A 19,154-nucleotide genomic window follows, 5' to 3' on the forward strand; every position below is an offset into this window, starting at 1 on the left:
GGCTCCAAGTTCCGGCTTGCGTCGTGGGTCACCCAGTATTTCCCGCGGCATACGTGCTATGTCGAGCCCTTCGGCGGTGCCGCCGGCGTTCTGATGCAGAAGCCCCGCTCCTACGCCGAGGTCTACAACGACCTGGACGGCGATGTTGTGAACCTGTTCCGCGTGCTGCAGGACCCGCAGGCACGGGCAGCGCTATTCGAGGCGGTGGTGCTGACGCCATATGCCCGGCAGGAATTCGAAAGAGCCTGGGAGCCTGCTGGAGAACCTGTCGAACGTGCTCGACGGACCATCATCAGGGCGCAGATGGGCTTCGGCTCCGCCGGTGCCACCAAGGGCATAACCGGATTCCGAATCGACACAAAGCGTGAATACGGAACAGCCCAATCGCTCTGGCTCGAGTATCCAGAATCGATCGCCACGATCGGGCAGCGCCTAATCGGCGTCCTGATCGAGAACCGGCCCGCGATCGAGGTCATGCACGCGCACGACGCCAGGACAACCCTGCACTACGTGGACCCTCCGTATGTGCACGAGACCAGATACAAGAACGCCCAGAGCGGCCGCTACTACCGGCACGAAATGGACGACGGCCAACACGCCGAGCTGCTCCGATCGTTGCTCGAGCTAGAAGGAATGGTCGCGCTGTCCGGATACCCCAGCGAGCTTTACGACGACACCTTGACCGGCTGGACCAGGCACACCACCTCAGCCCGGATATCCGCGGGGCGGGGCACAGCCTGCCGCACCGAATGCCTCTGGCTAAACCCTGCATGCCAACGATCGAGCAGCCAATTCAGCCTGTTCGGAAGTTGACCAATACAACGAGACCTTCATGACCACAGCAATCGACCTGTTCGCCGGCCTCGGCGGATGGAGCACCGGCGCGCGCGCCGCAGGCGTCCAGGTGCTCTGGGCGGCAAACCACTGGCAAGAGGCCGTTGACTGGCACAAGGCGAATCACCCAGAAACTGAGCACAAATGCCAGGATCTCCACCAGGCGCGATGGGAGCAGGTGCCAGCGCATGCAAGGCACCCCTGATGCTGCAACTGCCACAAGAACGGCATGTGCCCGCCGCCCAGTTCCTCGATTTCAACGCCGGGCGCTGGTCGCAGATCGAGAAGCCCGGCCGGGCACCGGCCACCCTCAACCGGGTCAGCAACGGCCGCCAGCGCTTCGGCGACCGCTTCATCATGCCCTATTACGGCAAAGGATCAGGTACCACCGGCCGCGACATCAACCGGCCGATCGGCACCATCACCACCCTGGACCGCTGGGCCTTGGTCGACGGTGATCGCATGCGGATGCTCAGCGCCAGCGAGGCCCTGGCCGCCATGTCGTTCCCGGCTGACACTCTGCGGCCGGAGAAACATCGGCTGCCCATGCACATGGCAGGCAATGCGGTCCCGCCTTTAGCCGGGCAACGCGTCATTGAGGCCTTGATGAAAGCCGTCTGACCCTCCGGCGCTGCCCGCCAGATCTCTCCACTATAACGCCTCGACATGACCCCGACGTGGAACTGGCCTAAGCCAAGGAAATCATACTCCAACCCGTGGAATTAAAGCGTGCGGCACGGTCCATCAAACACATAACTAGTAACAATACCAAGCAACAGATCAGTTATCACAGCCGCAACATTCGACGGGTATTCTCATGGTTCTTTTCTTTGTCGTATTTAACAATAATATCCGTATCGATTTCCTCCGAGTCCATATAGGCAATATCTTCAAATAGCGAACAAAGATGATCATTACTGCCTAGGAAGGCTTTCTTACTCAACGGTTTAAGCATCGAGAACTTTTCAACGTAATACTTGAGCCCAAGACCCTGAGGCGTCAAACAATTTAAAAAAAGAACTTGCATCTCGAGAGATGATAACTGCCCCCTCAATATATTTGCATAAAAACGCTTCCTTTCATAGTTTATCCTGGCTGCTCTGCGCCTTGCCCTAGGAGTTATACGGCCATCACCTTCATTAGAAATCCCATGAAATTTTGTATCATCGATCATTTTGCAAATCTGGTACATATTTCTGAAATAGTGACCGAGCGCACGATCTTTAAACTCCATGCATGCATTAGCTGCAGCTCTTAGCTTTTTCTCATCGAGCACGACAGTGCCACATGCGTCTTTAAAATCACTACAAATCAAGCCAAATAGACCGCGCTTATCCTTATGACCTTCTACTAACCTATCAACATCTGCGAGAAGCCTCGCGTGAACTTCAAGCATTCGAAAAAAAACTGAATCGAAATTTTGGCGCTCAAACACCTGGGTCTGTTTTGCAAGCGTCTTGTTTGCAATCTTTGTCTCCTCTCGCGCCTCTCTGAGTTCTTTACTCTGCAACCTTATGGTATAGAGAACCGCCAATATGGCCAAAAAACTTAATATAGGATTTAGCACACCGCCAAAAAAGTCACCCAGCTGCCCCCAGTACTGAATGACTTGCTGCCCTTTAAACTCTACATATGGAATATCTTCCTCGCGTAAAAAACGCTTACACAGAAGCCACGCAACAGTTCCGATAGCCCCGCCCGCCCCACAAAGAATCAGTAAGGAAAAGGATGATCTCCACATCGACTGGAGCGCTCGCACGATCATACCCCTAAGCAAATAGGGAAGCATTGAAACGTACAAACTTAGTCTATTGAAAAATCTACTCACTCCGCCACACCCCTCAATATAAGCATACTGAACTTGCCCACCCCTTGAAACTTAGAAGTCACACTGAAAAAATCGATTCCTGCAATTTTCAAAATCATTACAAACAAGGACCTCTCATTGCACAGTGGCCACTACGTTCAATTCAAGGCACAGCCATCTTAGAAGAAAATCCGATTAGAGTACATCCGCACTATTAATGCTGTAGCCCTTCTCACTCTATTCACTGCCGCGATATGGCGGCCAAGGAATCGACATGCTCGAAAGGACACCGATCAAGACGGAGGCCGAGCTGTGCACGGCCTTCATCCAGTCGATGAACAAGCAGGCCGATTGGACCTGCTACCCCGAAGCTGCGGGCTTCGACATCTTGGCCGTGCACACCAGCGGTCGACAGATCGGCGTCGAGGCGAAGATGAGCCTGAACGCCAAGGTGGCCGACCAGATCCTGCCGAAGGACTACGAGAACTTTTACGGCAGGCCTGGGCCGGACCATCGCCTGGTCATCGTCGGCAAGGCCAGCGATGCCAGTCACGGAATCAGCCGCATGTTGGGCCTGCTCGGTGTTCCGGTTGTGCTCCCCCGCTGGATGTCTCGTGGTGGCGACAAGTCCGGATGGGAATTCGATGTGCGCTGCGTGGACAACCGGGACTGGATGTCGTTCTTCGTCAACGAGGAGTACCTGCACCTGTTCGACTGGAACCCGCCCGAGCGATGCCGAGTGCCGATGGTAGTTGGTGCGCACCAGGCCGGCGTCCCCTCCCCGGTCAGCCTCACACCCTGGAAGGAAGCGGCGCTGCGGGTGATCGCCTTGATGCGTGCGCAGGGCTACATCGCGGCAAAGCAGATCCAAGAACTCGGCATCAGCCCGACCGCCTGGACGCGACCGAAGGGTATCGACCCTGGCTGGCTCGATCGCGGGTCAGTGCGTGGCACCTGGATCGAGACCGAGAACATGCCGCCGTTCGACAAACAGCACCCCGAGGCCTACGCCATCGTCGTTGCTGAGCTGGCCGCTAAAGCCGACCCACAACTGGAGCTCACCGCATGACCCGCCTCGCCCTCTGCCTCCTGCTGCTGGCCACCGGCGCCAGCGCAACCGAGAACGTCATCGACGTGCAGCACGACAGCCAGCGCGGCGTCACCTGCTACCTGCTGAATGGGGTCGGCATCAGCTGCATCCCCGACAGCCAGCTGCAGGCCGGCAACGAGCGCCAGCTCTCCCCGCACGAAACCCAACCCGAACCTACACCCGCTCTGGCGCCTGGGCGCTGGATTGATGAGAGGTATCAGCTGTGAGCAAAGCTGCCCGGAAAGATGTGTTCGATGAGATGACCAAGGAAGACCTGGTCGAGTGGATCAGGTCTCAGCACTTTTTCATGAAGCCCAAGAAGAGCGATGTGCTGTATCTGCGCTGGAAGCGGCAATCGGCAGACGTTCTGGACGAAATGGAGAAGGAGAACCGCGCGCTTGACCATCTGGACTTCAGCGAGCGGGATCGACTGGCTCGGCAGTTCAACGCGTCAAAAGATCCAAGTGAGCGGCTTCGACTGGTCGAGAAGATCGAGCCTTATGACAAGGCCCTGAGAGACCATCTGAACCGCTCCGAGGCGATCAACCGCAAGCAAAAGCGAGTGGATGCACTTTACGACCAGATCGAGGTCGAGCGGAAAAAGGAGTGCCGATGATGAGCGACCTGATCGAAGTGAGGGTATCCAACCTGGTCGGCGCTCCGCTGGACTGGGCCGTGGCAAGGGCCGAGGGTTTCGAAGCAGATCCTGTGTGCCGAACGACGGTATGGCGCACCCGAACAGACCCCGTCAGCATCAGCATCCGCGGCGCAACCGAAGGTTTCGGCTATCGCCCCTCGTCTCACTGGGACCACGGAGGCCTGCTAATCGACAAGCACAAAGGCACCGCTCAACACATACCCGGCCTTCCCGAAGACACCTGCTATGCAGGCGGCCCCGCCGGCGCTGGGGTTTGGTGCTACGGCCCCACCGCTCTGGTCGCGTTCTGCCGGGGCCTGGTCCACTACAAGCTCGGCGATACCATTCAGGTGCCGAAGGAGCTGATGCCATGAGCGTTTCTGAAGAACAGTTCCAGCGCGCTTGCGAGTTCGCAGATCAGCTGATCACGGAGAAGTCCGAATGGCTGCGCAGGGCCTTGAAGGCTGAGCGTGACCGGATCGTTTACCGAGCCCTAGCCATCGCCGGATGGTTTGGGATGCTCGCGATGGCAATCACCTGGAGCATCCAGCCATGATCCTGCCCCTGATGTATATGGCCTACCTGATCTACAGGGGGCAGCGATGAGCACACCGCCACTCATCAGCAGCCAGCGATACTTGAACCGCGATGTTATCGCCAAGAAGATAGCCAAGTTCAAGGTGTTTGTGGTTCGAACAATCGATCTGGAGATGCGCGGAAAGCTCTATCGCATCATCCTTGATGGCCATCACAACTTGGCGGCAGCCCGACTCATCGGCGCCGAGCCAACCTGGAAAGGACCTCCGCCGAAGCTCGAGCGCGTCATGAAGGGCATGACGACCGAAAGATTCGCCGCCTTCATGATCAACAACCTCACCGACAGCGACTGGTACTTCCACGACACCGGTCAGGTAGTCGAAGAGCTACTCGCACCGCAGCTGTAACCCCTCCCCCTACCACTCAAGCCCGCCGACATGCGCGGGCATGGAGAGACTCATGATCAATTTCTTGACCCGCCTGTTCAAGCGCAAGAAGAAACCGGCACAACGCGGTGCGCTCCGGCCAACCGGGTATGCCCGCGGCCACAGCCCGGCATCCGGCCGGCAAGACCCGATGCTCGACCCGCTCAACCCCATGAGCCCGATCAGCCCTATGCATCCCACACATCTGGCGGACAGCTACGAGCCGGCTCGCTCGAGCAGTTCGTGTGCCAGTCGGGACTACGGCAGCTACGGCAGCGGCAGCAGCTACTCGTCGAGCGACAGCAGCAGTTCCAGCGATAGCGGCTCCAGCTCGAGCAGCTGCGACTGACCACCAACCTGCCGCCACCGGCGGCGTGGAGACCATCCCATGGAAACCGAGATCCTTTCGGACGAAGAGCTGGTGGCGATCACCGGCTACAAACCCCGGGCGTGGCAGCGCCGCTGGCTCACTGAAAAAGGTTGGCACTTCGTCGAGAGCCGCGGCGGCAGGCCACTTGTTGGCCGCCAATACGCCCGACAGAAGCTCAGCGGCGTAGTGATCGACACCGTACCGGTCGCTGCAGCCCCACCCCCGGCGCCAGCCTGGACCCCTGATTTCTCCCGAGTAAAGTGAAATGCGACCCAGAAGTACCGAGAACCGCGATCTGCCGCCGGGCATGTACCGGCGAAAGCGCACCAGGAAGAACGGAAAAGTGTGGGTTGGGTACTACTACCGCGACCAGGCCGGCAAGGAAATCCCTCTCGGTACCGACCTGGTGCAGGCCAAGCTGAAGTGGGCCGACTTCGAAGCCAAGGCCACCCCGGCCGAGCTGACGACGATGAAGGGGATCTTCGACGAGTACCTGCTGAAGATCATCCCGGGCAAGGCCGCCAGGACCCAGAAGGACAACATCTACGAGCTCAAGCAGCTGCGCGCCGTGTTCGACTCGGCGCCGATCGACGCCATCACGCCAGCGATGATTGCCCAGTACCGCGACTCGCGGTCGGCGAAGACCAGGGCGAACAGGGAAATCGCCCTGCTCTCCCACGTATTCAATACTGCCAGGGAATGGGGGCTCACCACCCGGGACAACCCGTGCCTGGGCGTGAGGAAGAACAAGGAGAGACCGCGCGACTTCTACGCCAACGAAACGGTGTGGCAGGCGGTGTACGAGGCAGCTCCACCGGAGCTTAAGGATGCGATGGACCTGGCGTACCTGACTGGCCAGCGGCCGTCGGACGTACTGTCGATGCGAAAGGACGAGATGGAGGGGATCTACCTGCTGGTCAGCCAAGGCAAAACCGGCAAGCGACTGAGGATCGTCTTGGAGGTGGACGGGGTGAAGAACAGCTTGGGCCAGTTGCTCGAGCGAATCATGCGCAGGACCAGCGAGCACCTGTCGCCGTTCTTCATCGTCAATGAGCACGGCAAACGCATGAGCTGGCCGATGTTGCGCAACCGATGGGCAGATGCCCGAGAGGATGCCAGGGTCAAGGCTGAGGTCGAGAAGAGGCCGGACCTGGCCAATCGAATCGCCCAGTTCCAGTTCCGCGACATCCGACCGAAGGCGGCGTCGGAGATCAACGACCTGAGCGAAGCCAGCGTGCTGCTGGGGCACTCGAAAGAGGGAATCACCGAGCGCGTTTACCGCCGCGTCGGCGCCATCGCCAAGCCCTCGAAAGGTTGAAGTTTCGGAACTCCATGCCTTTAGTTTCGGAACTCTTGGCTTTTTTGACGCGCAAAGAAAAACCCCGCAGACGTTAATCTGCGGGGCTTTCGAATGGTGGAGGCCGAGGTCGGAATCGAACCGGCGTAGACGGATTTGCAATCCGGAGCATAACCACTTTGCTACTCGGCCTCAAAGGTCGGATCTAGCTGCTTGCGCTTTGCTATCTCCTTGAAACGCTGAACTTTTTTCAAAGTTTGCTGCGTTTCGATGGGCGCCATTATGTCGTCATTCTTCTAACCTTGCAACCCCCTGAACGAAAAAAAATTTCAACGGGTTCAAGGTGTTAGCGCAGCCGGCCAAGTTTGCTCCACAAGCCCACCACGGTGTTCTCCACAGTGCCGCTGGCAGCCATGCCGATTCGCTCTTGCAGGCTCTTGCGTTCGGCGTAGTGCAGGTGGAACAGGTTGGCATTGCGCGCCCGGTCGCTGAGGTATTCGTCACTGGTCTGCAGTTCGTCCACCAGCTGCCGATTGAGCGCCGCGACACCGAGCCAGACTTCACCGGTCGCCACTTCGTCGATGTGCAGTTGCGGGCGATAGCGGGCGACGAAGTCCTTGAACAGCTGATGGGTGATGTCCAGGTCTTCCTGAAACTTCTCCCGGCCCTTCTCGGTGTTTTCACCGAACACGGTCAGGGTGCGCTTGTACTCGCCGGCAGTCAGCACCTCGAAGTCGATATCGTGCTTCTTCAACAGGCGGTTGATGTTGGGCAACTGTGCCACAACGCCGATCGAACCCAGCACGGCAAACGGTGCGCTGACGATTTTTTCGCCGATGCAGGCCATCATGTAGCCCCCGCTGGCGGCCACCTTGTCGATGCACACGGTCAACGGAATACCCGCCTGGCGGATCCGCGCCAGCTGCGATGCAGCCAGGCCGTAGCTGTGCACCAGGCCACCGCCGCTTTCAAGGCGTAGCACCACCTCGTCACGCGGGGTGGCGAGGGTCAGCAGTGCAGTGATTTCGTTGCGCAGGCTTTCGGTGGCCGAAGCTTTGATGTCGCCATCGAAGTCCAGGACGAATACCCGGCCCTTTTCTTCGGCCTTGGCCTTGCCCTTCTTCTGCTGTTTTTCCGCCTTGGCCTGCTGCTTGCGCAGGGCCTTGAGCTGGGTCTTGTCGAGGAGGCCGGACTCCAGGCGCTCGCGCAGGTCCTTGTAGAATTCGTTAAGGCGGGTGACCTGCAGTTGCCCACCCGGTTTGCGCCGCCCCTTGCCGCGCAGCCCGGCGATAGCCGACAGCACCACCAGGATGGCGATCACCAGGGTGGCGGTTTTGGCGAGAAAGCTTGCGTACTCGGCAAGAAACTCCACAGTAGCCCTCGAAGCTCGGAATTGAGGCCTCATCGTACCTAAGCTTGTGACAGTTTGGTACGGTCTTGTGACATTCCGAAGCAAATCGGTTAGCTGCGCTGAGCCAGACACGGCAAGGCCTGGAGGCCACCTATCGGCCATCATCACGGGGTCCTTATCGCGCCCACGGGCACCCACGCGAGGGCCCACGGGGGAACCTGCTCGGGATGTCATGTAATGGTGGGCATTCAGATTTTTCTGTCAGATTCTCAAAGGGCCTTACGATGGCCTATGCGACCACAACCAGAACCCCAGTTGAATGGCCGAACAGACCCAGTAGAGGGCCTGTAAGTGGTCCATGGGGTTCTCCTAATGGTTGATGGTTAGATGGTCTTGAGGCCCAGCTCAGCGGCTTTATGAGGCGTCAAGTTGCCCTTCGCAACGGCAGCCCGTAGACCTTTCTGGGTGTTCTTATGGGGAGCCTTGAGGGTCTTCCAATCGCATTTGTCGTTGAAGGTCATGCGCTTGAGGATGTCTGCACTATGGTCATTGCCCAGGGAGGCCATCTTGTCGGCCACCAGTAAGGCAACCTCGGGCAGCTCAAGGATCGCCTCGAAGGCGTCATAGACCAAATCTTGGAAGTCCTCGGATACCCAACCAGCGTACTCAATGGTTGCCCGCTTAGTCGCCCAAGAGCCCGTGCCGTGGGAGAGTTGCAATTTCTGCATGTCTGCCAGCCGCTTGGCCTGCTTGGTTCGCCATGCACCTGGAGCTTTACCCTTAGGAAGCTTCAGGGTTCGCCAGATATCAGTCAGGTCCCATTGGCCCCGGTCGTTAGCCTTGAAGGCCTGCCCTTCGATGATGATGACGTGGCCGGAATGCTTGTGTTTGATGTCGATGTTCATTGTCTGTTTTCCTTATGTTTGCTCTCTGAGTTCGCTCCCACGGGCAGCCGAAAGACCCCAGACAAGGGCTCTGCCAGTGGCACAGAGAGCAAACAGAAAGACTTTCGATTAGATGGGTGCCCAGCGACGGGCGATGATGTGGATAGGTGAGGCGGTGCCCCTGCCGTGCCCTACTGGGTCGGTCTTACGGGGCTCATCAGGGGAAACCCTAAGATCAGCTCAGGGTGATGCGGGTGATCATCGGAAAGTCGACCATCTCGGATTGGAGACCGTCAGTGGTCAACTTCACCTTGACCTTGCCGTTCGCCAAGATGTCTACGGTTGCAAAATACTCAACTTCCCAGCCTTGGACACCAGCCTTACGAGTTGCTTGTACCTCCCACACGTTGCCTTCACGGTTCTCGCGGTAGCTCAGCGAGGTGAAGTATTTAGGCAGCAGGAACAGACCGTAGTCAGTGCCGCTGTATGCCTGGACAGAGGCACCAATCAGCTCCTGAAGGTCGGCCTTGCCAGCACGCTGGGCAGCACGTTCGAGCACAGCCATTAGAGACACGGGCAGAAGTACCACGAAGTCAGGCAGGGATGTGCCTACGGCCTGATTGATGTGCATCGTCAAGATGTCAATGAGGTCCTCAGCGATCTCCACAGGCTTGCCGGTTGGCTTGGTCTCTGGGAATACCTCGGTGCTTGGAGCCGTCGAGAGGATCTCAGCGACCTTCCCAGCGGCGCTCAGCTCCATGTCACGCATCATCTTGTCAGCAGTCTGCATCATAGAGGCGTGGGTGAAGCCGCCAATCATAGTGTGGTCAAGGATCGTCACTCGATGGCTGATGGCCAGGGCCGTGTCAGTCGGTTCGGTGAAAATGATCGACCCTGCCAGCGCTTCGCCCTTCTCTACCGTTTCATTGTCCCAGTTCTTGCGAGGGTCGAAGGTGACGGTTCGATCAGCCAGGGTGATGACTTGTTGGCCGGTAGCCTCAGCGCCAGCGGGACGGAACTCGCATGGGGTTCTCTCTGCGGCTTCTTCTCGCCACTCATCGCTATTCAGATAGCCGTCAGTGACCTTCACAAGGGCGCTCACATAAGCATCGGGATCGGTTGCCCCAAGGGACTCCTTACGGACATCCGACACGTTGTAATGAAGGGTCGCGCCGTCAGCGTGAATGCGGGTGTGGGAGTGGGTAGGTGCTTCGTATTGGTTAGGCTGTTTCATTTGTATGGATCTCCTGAAGTTGGTTGGAAGTGGTGGAGTGTCGAGGCTTGTTATCAGCCAGCATTGCGGCGAGAGGCAGCGCGGATAAGCGCACCATGCTCACGGATGGCAGCGGCTCGGTCTTCCCGCTCACGCTTCGCTTGGGCCAACTCACGCGGCGACCATTCACGGCACCGCTCGGCGTGGGCGTCAGCCTCAGCCTGCAAGTGCGCCGTCTCTTGGGCCTTCTGGTACTGGTCTTGGCGGTACTCACGGGCGACATCGGGAATCGCCTTAAGCGACAAGCCGGCCTCATCGAATGCCTGGACGATCTCGAATTGACGCCCCCTAACGGTCCCGCATTGGGCGACCAGCATTGGCAACATGATGTTCTCGACGTACTCACGGTTCAGGCTCTGGCCCGACACGGTGACTTCGTTCTTCAGGACTTTGGTAATGGTGATTTTCATAGTGATGAATCTCCTGGGGTGACCCATTCGCTCAGCCTTGGCGCCATAGACGCGCACGACAAGACGGCAAGGAGAGAGCCGCGTGGGCATCTTCCAAGGCTGACGAATAGGTTCTTGATTTGGGTTGGATGTTGATGACGCTGGTCTCTCGGGACATGGCAAGCCAGAGAGGGCATCGAAGGGACAACCGTGGCGACGGTCGGGAGTAGCATGGGAAACTTTTACAGTTGGTTCAGGTGTCTGTCCCAATAGTGAGGGTTTTTAACGTCACCTTGACGGCGCCCTTAAAGCCTGATCGTAATGTTGTCTTTACCAGCCATTGGGATGTTCAGAGGCGTCTTAGCGAGTGCCTGAAGGCTGACCCCAAGCGAGACCAGTTCGGCAAGCCGGGAGGCCGTCTTGAGGGAACCTCTAAAAGAAGCTTCTCGTATCACCGCCTCAATATCGAAGGTGACAGTTCCGTTCTCATAGCTTCTATAGGTAGCGTGTCGCTCGTTGAGTAGATTCTTAACGATGATCAATTGAGGACGTGAAGCGGTGGAGAAGACACGCGACAAGTTAATCAAGTCGTCTTCAGTAAGCGTATCGGTTGCTTGATAGGTAACCATCTGAGTCCTCCTTAAAGATGTCTCAAAGATGAATGAAAGTGAGGGGTGATTATTATCACTACCCCTCTCCCTCTGGGTCTGGTCGATGCTGTGACCTGAAGGTGGTCGTTGGGATGTTCTTTATACTATCCGGCGTTAAGTCGCCAAGCCCCGGAATAGAGCCTCTGCACCCACCTCAGCCACAATCTCAGCCTTGATGCCTGGGTGTCTCTCCACGTACGAAGCGATCCCATGGGCGGCATGTCGGGCAGCCTTTGCGATTCGCTGGGCAGTCCTCAAGGCATACTCATTGTTCTTGCAGGCGTCCGCTGTGATCTCGGAAAGGAACAGCGCACCGATGACCGCTCGGGCCTTGACATTAATCTTCCCTTTGGTAACGCCAGCACTGGTGTTGATGGACCCAGTAACGATGTCATCCACCCAGGGCAACGGCTCAGGCACGGCCAGCAGGTGCATGTAGGCAGAGACAGGATTGACGAAGGTGCTCTTAGGTCGTCCACGGCCTCGCTTGGGTTCATCGCTTGGGTTCTCCGGGGGTTGCCCTTGGGTCTCGCTGGCAAGGCCATTGGCGGCTTTCTGCTGGTCCTCAGAGAGGGACTCATCGGCACGACGCTCAGCGGCCCATGCTTGGTACTGGGCTTCGAGGGTTGCCGGTCGGACCATATCCTTATGGCTGATGACTTCGCCCGTGATCGGGTCAATGTGAAGGATGGTGCCGGTTTCGTGATCGACGTGGCGGTGCAGTGGTCCGGGCTGAGTAAGTAAGGTCATGTGGGGTCCTCAAAGTTGTCTGTGGCAACAGTGAGGGGTTTTACGTCACCAGCTATACAGCCCAGTAAAGGCGGGCCTTGAGTTCATCCATAACGCCCATTGCGATTGGGTTGGTGGAGGCCTCAGCGTTGTATGAGCCGGTCTTGCGGATCGTTGGGAGGACCTCTTCGGTGACCCAGCGGCGGAATGGCTCGGACTGAGGCGCCTTTCCACGTAGGAACATCTCATAGACAAACGACTCATTAATGAGAACCGTGGTTGTCCTCAGTGAGTGCCCATTGGCCTCTTTAGGCAGGTTGGGCAGGCTTCTGGATAAATCCTCCAGAAGACCCGAGAGGTAGATATGCCCTTGCATCACGCGCTTAGTGTTCCTAATTGACGCGCTTGGGTCCTTGAGTCCAGCGGCGCGAGCAACCTGAGAGCCAACAAACAGAAGCTCATGCTCAGGGTGACCCACGAGGACATCCAGCTCGATGCCCATGAAATTGCGTTAACTAAAGTTGTGCCGCACCTTGAAGGTTATCGTGCGGGGCGTCTCTTTCGGCGGGGCGTCTCTAAGCACGGAGCATTCACCAATGCAATACTTTATCTTCGCGACATCTTTCCACTCACGATACCGGCCATCATTGATTTTGAAAGTTCCTAATTTATAGGGCTTTCCGTCCTCACTAAAAAGCACTCTCCCCGGGAGCTTCAACTGATAGCTAACTACCTGAACTTTGACCCGCTTTCCTCCTTCAAGGAGAAGCTCAAGTATGCGACTTTCGGTGGTATCCATTGAGAACCTTCAATTATTAAGGCGAGTGAGCTTACGGAACAATCCCCATGATATCGCCTCCGATACCCCCACCGCACCGAGTATGTAAAACGGAACATGCGAGAAGAAATCGGTGAACATCCGGCAAGAAGGCATACGAACATCGTTACAGCCCGTGCCTTCAACAAGGGCGCCAAGCGAACAAACAACGAGAATCGCTATGGTGGCATTTGTAAGGCGCAGCATGGGCATCGGAGACGCTGACATAATCACTTCCTTGATGATGCGGAACGAGAACGATAGCAAAACGCCACGCTGCATTGATAGTGCCGCCATGCCGCTGGACACTCTAAAGAGTATGAGCCCAGAGCAGCGCTATCGAACCAACTTCAGGGCTTCCACCATGAGCCCCCTTGAGGCAGCCGCATTGCCGCCATAGAGATCGAACGCAAGCGATCCAGAGCTATGCCCCAGGATGGCCTGAGCGATGCCTACGGACACGCCAGCGGCCTTCAGGTCGGACGAAAGCGAGTGCCTCAGCGAGTGGAAAGACAGCCCCTCCCCTGTCTTGGTCCCGAGTACATCACGGATCATCTGATTGATGAGCTGATCGAAGCCGCTTTTGGACTGAGTGAACAGCCGTCCTTGGGCCTGCGAGAGCTTCTCAAGGTGATCCTCAGGGATGCCCAGCAAGGGAACGACGCGACGACTGAAAGAGTTCTTCAGGGTCTTGCCTTCCTTGTCATTGATGTCCACGACCCACTGACCATCGACCTTGTAGACGTCGCTGCCGGTGAGCTGATGAATCTCCCCAATGCGTGCCCCACTGGCGACCCCAAGGGCTATGGCTGAAGCCTTCCAATCATTCTCCAGGGTGACCACAGCCCAATCCTGAAGGGTCTTAAGGTGGTCCTGAGTAAACGCCTCACGGGCGCTCTCAGCACCTTTGGATATGGCCAGCTTCTTGGAATAGTCCCTCTCAATAAGGCCCGTGACCACAGCCCATCCAATGACAGAGGAAGCGTGGGTCATGATCTTGTTCACCGAGGATGGCTTACGCCCGTCAGCAAGGAGAGCGTCACGAAGACCCACGAAGGTGGCCCTTGAGTGCTTCGCCATATCGGCATCCTTGAGGTGCCCGACGATGGTCTTGGTGCAGCTCTCCCAGTTCTTCAGGGTGTTGGCCGACAGATCACCGCCCCGCTCTGCCTTGAAGGCACCGTAAAGGGCCTGGAAGGTAGCCTTGGTGTCATCAGTAATACAGATAGGGACGGACACAGGCTCATGCCTATCGATAGGCCAAGACTGATAGTCTTTACCTATATACCCCTTCAGGTCTCCCTCAAGCAGCCCGACCAGTTCACGGAGATCCCCTGAGTGGCGCCCCTCAGCAGCCTTCAGAACCCGCTGAGCCATCAAGATGGCCTTCGCCTGGGCCAACCCCATTGGCATCGTATGAGCGATCTCAGCGAGGTTCTCAGAGACCTCCGACAAGACCAGTCCATAGGCGTCCCCTTGAGGATTGCCTAACGCTTCCTCTGCGATGTCCCGAAGGTTGTCCCGTAGTTCCTCCCACGATGCCTCAGGGTTGTCGAGGTGGAACGCCTTGAGGGTCTGTAGGAGGTGCTTGGCAGTAGTCATGGCAGCGGGTCGATTGGTGGTCTTGAGCGAGATCGTACAGGAGTTGTGGCAGCCCTTGAGGCGGACCCGAAGGTGATACCTACCCGAGGCTCTACGGTAGACGTAGGGCACTGCGATTTGTGACACGTTGGGACGATTTGTGACGCTGGTTTCAACGGTGTGGATGGTCATTTTGGGTGGAAGCCCCGTGTTGCTTGGCTTTACCCGAGATCAAGGACAGTTGGCAAGAAACTCCACGTTGACTCCTTGAATGCATGCGCCACTACGGCGCGTAACTGTTGCAAGCATACCGTTGCGCCTGAGGTGCTGCCAGCCGGTGTAAACGCTGGCAACATCTTTCAAACAACCTTTTCAAACGCTTGTATGTTTTTTCGTTGACAGCCCGTGTGCTGCATCCTAACCTCGCAGCAACCTCCAACAGGCCGGAACCTTTCGTGGGCAACCTCTACCTGATCCGACATGGCCAAGCCTCCTTTGGTGCCGATGACTACGACGTCCTCTCGCCTGTGGGCGTGTGCCAGAGCCAGGCCCTGGGTGAGCACCTCGCACAGCTGGGGGTTCGGCTGGACCGCTGCGTGGCAGGCGACCTGCGTCGCCAGCAGGATACCGCACGCCTGGCCCTGGAGGCATTGCACGGCAGTGGCTGCCCGGTGCCGGCTGTTGTGACCGACGCGGCGTTCAATGAGTTCGATGCCGACGGCGTGATCCGGGCCTTGTTGCCCGGGCTGCTGGTAGATGAGCCCGATGCCCTGCACGTGCTGCGCAACGCTGCCCAGCACCGCAGCGAATTCCAACGCCTGTTCGCATTGATGGTGCAGCGCTGGCACGATGGTGAGCATGCCGCCGATGGCCTGGAGACGTGGCAGGCGTTCACCACCCGCGTGCAAGGTGGCCTGCACCGTGTACTCGACGCTGCCGGCAGCGGTGACAATATCGCCATCTTCACCTCGGGTGGCACCATTGCCGCCCTGCTCCACCTGGTAACCGGTATTACCCCCAGCCAGGCGTTCGCGCTGAACTGGCAGATCATCAACACGTCGCTCAGCCAGCTCAAGTTCCGCGGCCGCGACGTGGCACTGGCTTCCTTCAACAGCCAGGCCCATGTGCAGTTGTTGAAGGCGCCGGAGCTTGTCACCTACCGATAAGCCCGGCTAGTTGTGTCCCTGCGGGGACGTGTAAATCACTCTATAAGGAATGCGCCATGACCTCCGTAGCTGATGCCGTGAAAAAGATGCAAGAGAAGTTCAACCCATCCGCTGCCGCCGGCCTGGACCTGGTGTTCGGCTTCGACATCACCGACGAAGGCAAGAAATATGCACTGATCGTCAAGGACGGCACCTGCGACCTGCAGGAAGGCGAGAACCCGGATGCCAACTGCACCCTGGTAATGGACAGCGAAACCCTGAAGGGTATCGTCAGCGGCGAAACCGACGGCATGCAGGCCTTCATGGGCGGCAAGCTGCGCGTCGAAGGCGACATGATGCTGTCGATGAAGCTCAGCGAGCTGTTCCCGTCCTGAGGGCAGGGAATACCGGATGATCGAAAACCGAAGCCTGACCGGCTTCGGTTTTTTTTTGCCCGATGGTGCGGGTCTATCAAGGCAGCTGATCGGGCAGCAACACCCTCGCCTATTTGGCGCCTGGCACGCTTGTTCCAACCTTGGCAGCGCATTAGATTAGCCAATAGTCCTTGCGATCGAGAATAAGGAAACCGCATGACGCTCACCGACCAGTCCACCCAGGTACGCCCCGGCGAAGAACTCGATGCGGCCGTCATCGACCCTTACCTCAAGGCCAGCATCCCCGGTCTGGAGGGCCAGCCGAGGATCAGCCAGTTCCCCGGTGGCGCTTCCAACCTCACCTATCTGGTCAGCTACCCGGGCCGCGACTTCGTGCTGCGTCGCCCGCCGTTCGGCCAGAAGGCCAAGTCGGCCCACGACATGGGTCGCGAGTTTCGCATCCTCAACCAGCTGAACAGCGGCTTCCCGTACTGCCCAAAGGCCTACGTACATTGCACCGACAGCAGCCTGATCGGCGGTGAGTTCTATGTGATGGAGCGGGTCAAGGGCATTATCCTGCGTTCGGACATTCCGGCAGAACTCAACCTCGACGCCAACCGCACCGAAGCCCTGTGCAAAAGCTTTATCGACCGTCTGGTCGAGCTGCACCAGGTGGACTACGACGCCTGCGGCCTGGCCGACCTGGGCAAGCCTGAAGGCTACGTGCAGCGCCAGGTCGAGGGCTGGACCAGCCGCTACCAGAAGGCCCTGACGCCAGACGCCCCGAACTGGGAAAAGGTGACCGCCTGGCTGCACGACAAAATGCCCGCTGACCACCCGCGGCCCGCCATCGTGCACAACGACTACCGTTTCGACAACGTGATCCTCGACGCCGACAACCCGATGCGCATCATTGGTGTGCTGGACTGGGAAATGGCTACCCTGGGCGACCCGCTGATGGACCTTGGCAACAGCCTGGCCTACTGGATCGAGGCCGGCGACCCGGCACCGGTACAACTGATGCGCCGCCAGCCAAGCAACGCCCCCGGCATGCTCACCCGCCGCCAGTTCGTCGATTACTACGCCGAACGCGCCGGCATCCAGCTGGACAACTTCGATTACTACTATTGCTATGGCCTGTTCCGCCTGGCCGGCATCGTCCAGCAGATCTACTACCGCTACTACCACGGCCAGACCCAGGACAATCGCTTCGCCCAGTTCATCCACATGAACCGCTTGCTGGAGCAGATGAGCCTGCAGGTGATTGCCAAATCCAGCCTCTGAGCAGCGCCCACGACGACGGATAACAAGGAAAACAGCATGCCCAAGACCCACCTGTTCGACCTCGACGGCAAGATCGCCTTCGTTTCCGGCGCCAGCCGCGGCATCGGCGAGGCCATCGCCCACCTGCTGGCGCAGCAAGGTGCCCACGTGATCGTCTCCAGCCGCAAGCTGGACGGTTGCCAGCAGGTGGCCGACGCCATCATCGCGGCCGGTGGCAAGGCCACGGCAGTGGCCTGCCACATCGGTGAAATGGAGCAGATCCAGCAGGTGTTCGCCAGTATCCGCGAACAGTTCGGGCGCCTGGACATCCTGGTCAACAACGCCGCCACCAACCCGCAGTTCTGCAATGTGCTGGACACCGACCTGGGCGCGTTCCAGAAAACCGTGGACGTGAACATCCGCGGCTACTTCTTCATGTCGGTGGAGGCCGGCAAGCTGATGCGCGAACAGGGCGGTGGCAGCATCATCAACGTGGCGTCGATCAATGGCGTGTCACCAGGCCTGTTCCAGGGCATCTATTCGGTTACCAAGGCCGCAGTGATCAACATGACCAAGGTGTTTGCCAAGGAATGCGCCGCGTTCGGCATCCGCTGCAACGCCCTGCTGCCGGGGCTGACGGATACCAAGTTCGCCTCGGCACTGGTGAAGAACGACGCCATCCTCAATGCCGCGCTGCAGCAGATCCCGCTCAAGCGCGTGGCCGACCCCAAGGAAATGGCCGGCGCGGTGTTGTACCTGGCCAGCGATGCGTCCAGCTATACCACCGGCACGGCGCTCAATGTCGACGGCGGCTACCTGTCCTGATCAGGCCTTGACCGCGATCAGGGTGTAACTCAGGGGCAGGCGTGCCGGCTGGTCGCGCAGGCGCCATTCGCCATCGTCGCCCTTGACCATCTGCCCCGGCAGCGCCTCCCAGGGGATGCTCTGGTGCTCGGCCAGTGCCGTCAGCTGCAGCCCGTTGGCCAGCAAAGCCGTGATCACCTCACCGAGGCCGTGGTTCCATTCGTGCGTCTCGGTATGGGCCAGGCGTTGATCGGTTTCAACGTAGGTCTGGTCGGTGTGCCACACCGTCGGTTGCTCCTGCTCGAAATAGGCGTATTCGAGCTGCAGGCGGTCCTGGTGGTCTTCGTTGACTGCCATCAGCATCGGGTGGCCATCGCGCAGGAACAGCCGCCCGCCCCGCTTCAGCAGTGCTGCAACCGTGCGCGCCCACGGCTCGATACGGGGCAGCCAGCAAAGCGCGCCGATGCCGGTATAGACCAGGTCGAAAGTGCCTGCCGGCAGTACCTGGTCGGCGGCGTAGACGTCGGACTCTACATACTCGATGGGTGCCGCGCAGCGCTTGGCAAGTGCCCGCGCCTCGGCCAGCGACGCGGCCGAATAGTCCAGACCGCAGACTTTGGCGCCAAGGCGCGCCAGCGAGAGCGTGTCGGTGCCGATGTGGCACTGCAGGTGGACGGCATTGAGCCCGTCGATATCGCCCAGCAATGGCAGGTCGAAGCGCACGGTTTCGGAAAGGTGGCCCGGGGCCTCGACCAGTCGCTCGACTTCGTAGTCCCTGGAGGCAGCGTGCAGCGGGGCGCGTTCGTCCCAGCTGGCGCGGTTGAGTTGCAGTGAGTGTTCCATGCTGTCGTCCTTGAGGGGGAGAAGCTCATGCTAGCCTCTGCCTGCTCGCCGACG

The 19,154-nt window shown here is 58.6% G+C and carries 25 protein-coding genes, 1 tRNA gene and 1 pseudogene; 15 read left to right on the top strand and 12 right to left on the bottom strand.

Annotation, left to right across the window (positions count from 1 at the left end):
- A partial coding sequence (locus HP546_RS00515) for a DNA adenine methylase (RefSeq protein ID WP_172218615.1) occupies positions 1–813 on the top strand: 813 nt, incomplete at its 5' end.
- 19 nt (positions 814–832) lie between these two features.
- Positions 833–1,455, top strand: a pseudogene (locus tag HP546_RS00520) (DNA cytosine methyltransferase).
- A gap of 166 nt (positions 1,456–1,621) precedes the next feature.
- On the opposite strand, the gene HP546_RS31660 reads toward HP546_RS00520, so the two are convergent.
- Entirely contained in the window at positions 1,622–2,593 is a 972-nt protein-coding gene (locus tag HP546_RS31660; protein WP_158284461.1) for a putative phage abortive infection protein, read from the bottom strand.
- Positions 2,594–2,915: 322 nt separating this feature from the next.
- On the opposite strand from HP546_RS31660, the gene HP546_RS00530 reads away from it, so the two are divergent.
- From HP546_RS00530 to HP546_RS00570, 9 genes are read left to right on the top strand one after another with little or no spacing between them, the layout of a single operon-like run.
- Complete coding sequence (locus HP546_RS00530) at positions 2,916–3,710, top strand: hypothetical protein (RefSeq protein ID WP_172218617.1); 795 nt, start codon at positions 2,916–2,918, stop codon at positions 3,708–3,710.
- The gene (locus HP546_RS00535) at positions 3,707–3,958 is read left to right on the top strand and encodes a hypothetical protein (protein ID WP_024086938.1); all 252 of its coding nucleotides are present in this window, start codon (positions 3,707–3,709) and stop codon (positions 3,956–3,958) included. Before HP546_RS00530 ends, HP546_RS00535 begins: the two co-directional genes overlap by 4 nt.
- Positions 3,955–4,347 carry a hypothetical protein gene (locus tag HP546_RS00540; RefSeq protein ID WP_110159911.1) on the top strand — a complete coding sequence of 131 codons (393 nt, stop codon included), beginning with the start codon at positions 3,955–3,957 and terminating at the stop codon, positions 4,345–4,347. Before HP546_RS00535 ends, HP546_RS00540 begins: the two co-directional genes overlap by 4 nt.
- Positions 4,347–4,742 (top strand): phage protein NinX family protein, encoded by a 396-nt coding sequence (locus HP546_RS00545; RefSeq protein WP_110159910.1) that lies wholly within the window; start codon positions 4,347–4,349, stop codon positions 4,740–4,742. Before HP546_RS00540 ends, HP546_RS00545 begins: the two co-directional genes overlap by 1 nt.
- Positions 4,739–4,924 carry a hypothetical protein gene (locus tag HP546_RS00550; RefSeq protein WP_110159909.1) on the top strand — a complete coding sequence of 62 codons (186 nt, stop codon included), beginning with the start codon at positions 4,739–4,741 and terminating at the stop codon, positions 4,922–4,924. Before HP546_RS00545 ends, HP546_RS00550 begins: the two co-directional genes overlap by 4 nt.
- Positions 4,925–4,970: 46 nt before the next feature.
- Positions 4,971–5,312, top strand: coding sequence for a hypothetical protein (locus HP546_RS00555; RefSeq protein ID WP_110159908.1), 342 nt, complete (start codon positions 4,971–4,973; stop codon positions 5,310–5,312).
- A 52-nt stretch (positions 5,313–5,364) separates the two neighbouring features.
- Positions 5,365–5,679: a hypothetical protein gene (locus HP546_RS00560; RefSeq protein ID WP_110159907.1), complete on the top strand. Its 315-nt coding sequence runs from the start codon at positions 5,365–5,367 to the stop codon at positions 5,677–5,679.
- A 39-nt stretch (positions 5,680–5,718) separates the two neighbouring features.
- Positions 5,719–5,964, top strand: coding sequence for a DUF4224 domain-containing protein (locus HP546_RS00565; protein ID WP_003251051.1), 246 nt, complete (start codon positions 5,719–5,721; stop codon positions 5,962–5,964).
- A gap of 1 nt (position 5,965) precedes the next feature.
- Entirely contained in the window at positions 5,966–7,018 is a 1,053-nt protein-coding gene (locus HP546_RS00570; protein WP_110159906.1) for a tyrosine-type recombinase/integrase, read from the top strand.
- Between the two features lie 97 nt (positions 7,019–7,115).
- On the opposite strand, the gene HP546_RS00575 is transcribed toward HP546_RS00570, so the two are convergent.
- The 10 genes from HP546_RS00575 to HP546_RS00620 form a co-directional block, all read right to left on the bottom strand.
- Positions 7,116–7,189, bottom strand: a tRNA-Cys gene (locus HP546_RS00575).
- Between the two features lie 154 nt (positions 7,190–7,343).
- Positions 7,344–8,369: a protease SohB gene (gene sohB, locus HP546_RS00580; protein WP_172218619.1), complete on the bottom strand. Its 1,026-nt coding sequence runs from the start codon at positions 8,367–8,369 to the stop codon at positions 7,344–7,346.
- A 362-nt stretch (positions 8,370–8,731) separates the two neighbouring features.
- Positions 8,732–9,253 (bottom strand): hypothetical protein, encoded by a 522-nt coding sequence (locus tag HP546_RS00585; protein WP_172218621.1) that lies wholly within the window; start codon positions 9,251–9,253, stop codon positions 8,732–8,734.
- A 214-nt stretch (positions 9,254–9,467) separates the two neighbouring features.
- Positions 9,468–10,466: a hypothetical protein gene (locus HP546_RS00590; protein ID WP_172218623.1), complete on the bottom strand. Its 999-nt coding sequence runs from the start codon at positions 10,464–10,466 to the stop codon at positions 9,468–9,470.
- A gap of 53 nt (positions 10,467–10,519) precedes the next feature.
- Positions 10,520–10,915 carry a hypothetical protein gene (locus HP546_RS00595; RefSeq protein ID WP_172218625.1) on the bottom strand — a complete coding sequence of 132 codons (396 nt, stop codon included), beginning with the start codon at positions 10,913–10,915 and terminating at the stop codon, positions 10,520–10,522.
- 284 nt (positions 10,916–11,199) lie between these two features.
- Positions 11,200–11,523 (bottom strand): hypothetical protein, encoded by a 324-nt coding sequence (locus tag HP546_RS00600; protein WP_172218627.1) that lies wholly within the window; start codon positions 11,521–11,523, stop codon positions 11,200–11,202.
- Between the two features lie 135 nt (positions 11,524–11,658).
- Positions 11,659–12,294, bottom strand: coding sequence for a hypothetical protein (locus HP546_RS00605; protein WP_172218629.1), 636 nt, complete (start codon positions 12,292–12,294; stop codon positions 11,659–11,661).
- Between the two features lie 52 nt (positions 12,295–12,346).
- Positions 12,347–12,775: a BRO family protein gene (locus tag HP546_RS00610; protein ID WP_172218631.1), complete on the bottom strand. Its 429-nt coding sequence runs from the start codon at positions 12,773–12,775 to the stop codon at positions 12,347–12,349.
- A 306-nt stretch (positions 12,776–13,081) separates the two neighbouring features.
- Positions 13,082–13,372: a hypothetical protein gene (locus HP546_RS00615; protein ID WP_172218633.1), complete on the bottom strand. Its 291-nt coding sequence runs from the start codon at positions 13,370–13,372 to the stop codon at positions 13,082–13,084.
- A 54-nt stretch (positions 13,373–13,426) separates the two neighbouring features.
- Positions 13,427–14,692 (bottom strand): tyrosine-type recombinase/integrase, encoded by a 1,266-nt coding sequence (locus HP546_RS00620; RefSeq protein WP_172218635.1) that lies wholly within the window; start codon positions 14,690–14,692, stop codon positions 13,427–13,429.
- Between the two features lie 434 nt (positions 14,693–15,126).
- Here HP546_RS00620 and HP546_RS00625 point away from each other — a divergent pair, with 434 nt between their 5' ends.
- The 4 genes from HP546_RS00625 (at position 15,127) to HP546_RS00640 (ending at position 18,278) form a co-directional block, all read left to right on the top strand.
- Positions 15,127–15,837 (top strand): histidine phosphatase family protein, encoded by a 711-nt coding sequence (locus HP546_RS00625; RefSeq protein ID WP_172218637.1) that lies wholly within the window; start codon positions 15,127–15,129, stop codon positions 15,835–15,837.
- Positions 15,838–15,893: 56 nt separating this feature from the next.
- A complete protein-coding gene (locus HP546_RS00630) occupies positions 15,894–16,211 on the top strand; it encodes an SCP2 sterol-binding domain-containing protein (protein ID WP_172218639.1) in 318 nt (105 codons plus the stop codon).
- A gap of 195 nt (positions 16,212–16,406) precedes the next feature.
- A complete protein-coding gene (locus HP546_RS00635) occupies positions 16,407–17,474 on the top strand; it encodes a phosphotransferase family protein (RefSeq protein WP_172218641.1) in 1,068 nt (355 codons plus the stop codon).
- 36 nt (positions 17,475–17,510) lie between these two features.
- Positions 17,511–18,278 (top strand): SDR family oxidoreductase, encoded by a 768-nt coding sequence (locus tag HP546_RS00640; protein WP_172218643.1) that lies wholly within the window; start codon positions 17,511–17,513, stop codon positions 18,276–18,278.
- Here the strand turns inward: HP546_RS00640 and HP546_RS00645 are convergent, their stop codons facing one another.
- On the bottom strand, positions 18,279–19,100 hold the full coding sequence (locus HP546_RS00645; protein ID WP_172218645.1) for a bifunctional 2-polyprenyl-6-hydroxyphenol methylase/3-demethylubiquinol 3-O-methyltransferase UbiG: 822 nt from the start codon (positions 19,098–19,100) through the stop codon (positions 18,279–18,281).
- Positions 19,101–19,154 lie beyond the last annotated feature (54 nt).

Origin of the sequence: Pseudomonas sp. CM25 (assembly GCF_013179705.1) — a bacterium.
GTDB lineage: Bacteria > Pseudomonadota > Gammaproteobacteria > Pseudomonadales > Pseudomonadaceae > Aquipseudomonas.

Bases quoted from the DNA above. Each gene is read 5' to 3' on its own strand.
- HP546_RS00640 (WP_172218643.1), top strand. From the start codon at position 17,511: ATGCCCAAGACCCACCTGTTCGACCTCGACGGCAAGATCGCCTTCGTT.
- HP546_RS00620 (WP_172218635.1), bottom strand. From the start codon at position 14,692: ATGACTACTGCCAAGCACCTCCTACAGACCCTCAAGGCGTTCCACCTC.
- HP546_RS00635 (WP_172218641.1), top strand. From the start codon at position 16,407: ATGACGCTCACCGACCAGTCCACCCAGGTACGCCCCGGCGAAGAACTC.
- HP546_RS00560 (WP_110159907.1), top strand. From the start codon at position 5,365: ATGATCAATTTCTTGACCCGCCTGTTCAAGCGCAAGAAGAAACCGGCA.
- HP546_RS00550 (WP_110159909.1), top strand. From the start codon at position 4,739: ATGAGCGTTTCTGAAGAACAGTTCCAGCGCGCTTGCGAGTTCGCAGAT.
- HP546_RS00565 (WP_003251051.1), top strand. From the start codon at position 5,719: ATGGAAACCGAGATCCTTTCGGACGAAGAGCTGGTGGCGATCACCGGC.
- HP546_RS00585 (WP_172218621.1), bottom strand. From the start codon at position 9,253: ATGAACATCGACATCAAACACAAGCATTCCGGCCACGTCATCATCATC.
- HP546_RS00530 (WP_172218617.1), top strand. From the start codon at position 2,916: ATGCTCGAAAGGACACCGATCAAGACGGAGGCCGAGCTGTGCACGGCC.
- HP546_RS00615 (WP_172218633.1), bottom strand. From the start codon at position 13,372: ATGCAGCGTGGCGTTTTGCTATCGTTCTCGTTCCGCATCATCAAGGAA.
- HP546_RS00630 (WP_172218639.1), top strand. From the start codon at position 15,894: ATGACCTCCGTAGCTGATGCCGTGAAAAAGATGCAAGAGAAGTTCAAC.
- HP546_RS00555 (WP_110159908.1), top strand. From the start codon at position 4,971: ATGAGCACACCGCCACTCATCAGCAGCCAGCGATACTTGAACCGCGAT.
- HP546_RS00570 (WP_110159906.1), top strand. From the start codon at position 5,966: ATGCGACCCAGAAGTACCGAGAACCGCGATCTGCCGCCGGGCATGTAC.
- HP546_RS00600 (WP_172218627.1), bottom strand. From the start codon at position 11,523: ATGGTTACCTATCAAGCAACCGATACGCTTACTGAAGACGACTTGATT.
- HP546_RS00595 (WP_172218625.1), bottom strand. From the start codon at position 10,915: ATGAAAATCACCATTACCAAAGTCCTGAAGAACGAAGTCACCGTGTCG.
- HP546_RS00545 (WP_110159910.1), top strand. From the start codon at position 4,347: ATGAGCGACCTGATCGAAGTGAGGGTATCCAACCTGGTCGGCGCTCCG.
- HP546_RS00645 (WP_172218645.1), bottom strand. From the start codon at position 19,100: ATGGAACACTCACTGCAACTCAACCGCGCCAGCTGGGACGAACGCGCC.
- HP546_RS00605 (WP_172218629.1), bottom strand. From the start codon at position 12,294: ATGACCTTACTTACTCAGCCCGGACCACTGCACCGCCACGTCGATCAC.
- HP546_RS00590 (WP_172218623.1), bottom strand. From the start codon at position 10,466: ATGAAACAGCCTAACCAATACGAAGCACCTACCCACTCCCACACCCGC.
- HP546_RS00610 (WP_172218631.1), bottom strand. From the start codon at position 12,775: ATGGGCATCGAGCTGGATGTCCTCGTGGGTCACCCTGAGCATGAGCTT.
- HP546_RS00535 (WP_024086938.1), top strand. From the start codon at position 3,707: ATGACCCGCCTCGCCCTCTGCCTCCTGCTGCTGGCCACCGGCGCCAGC.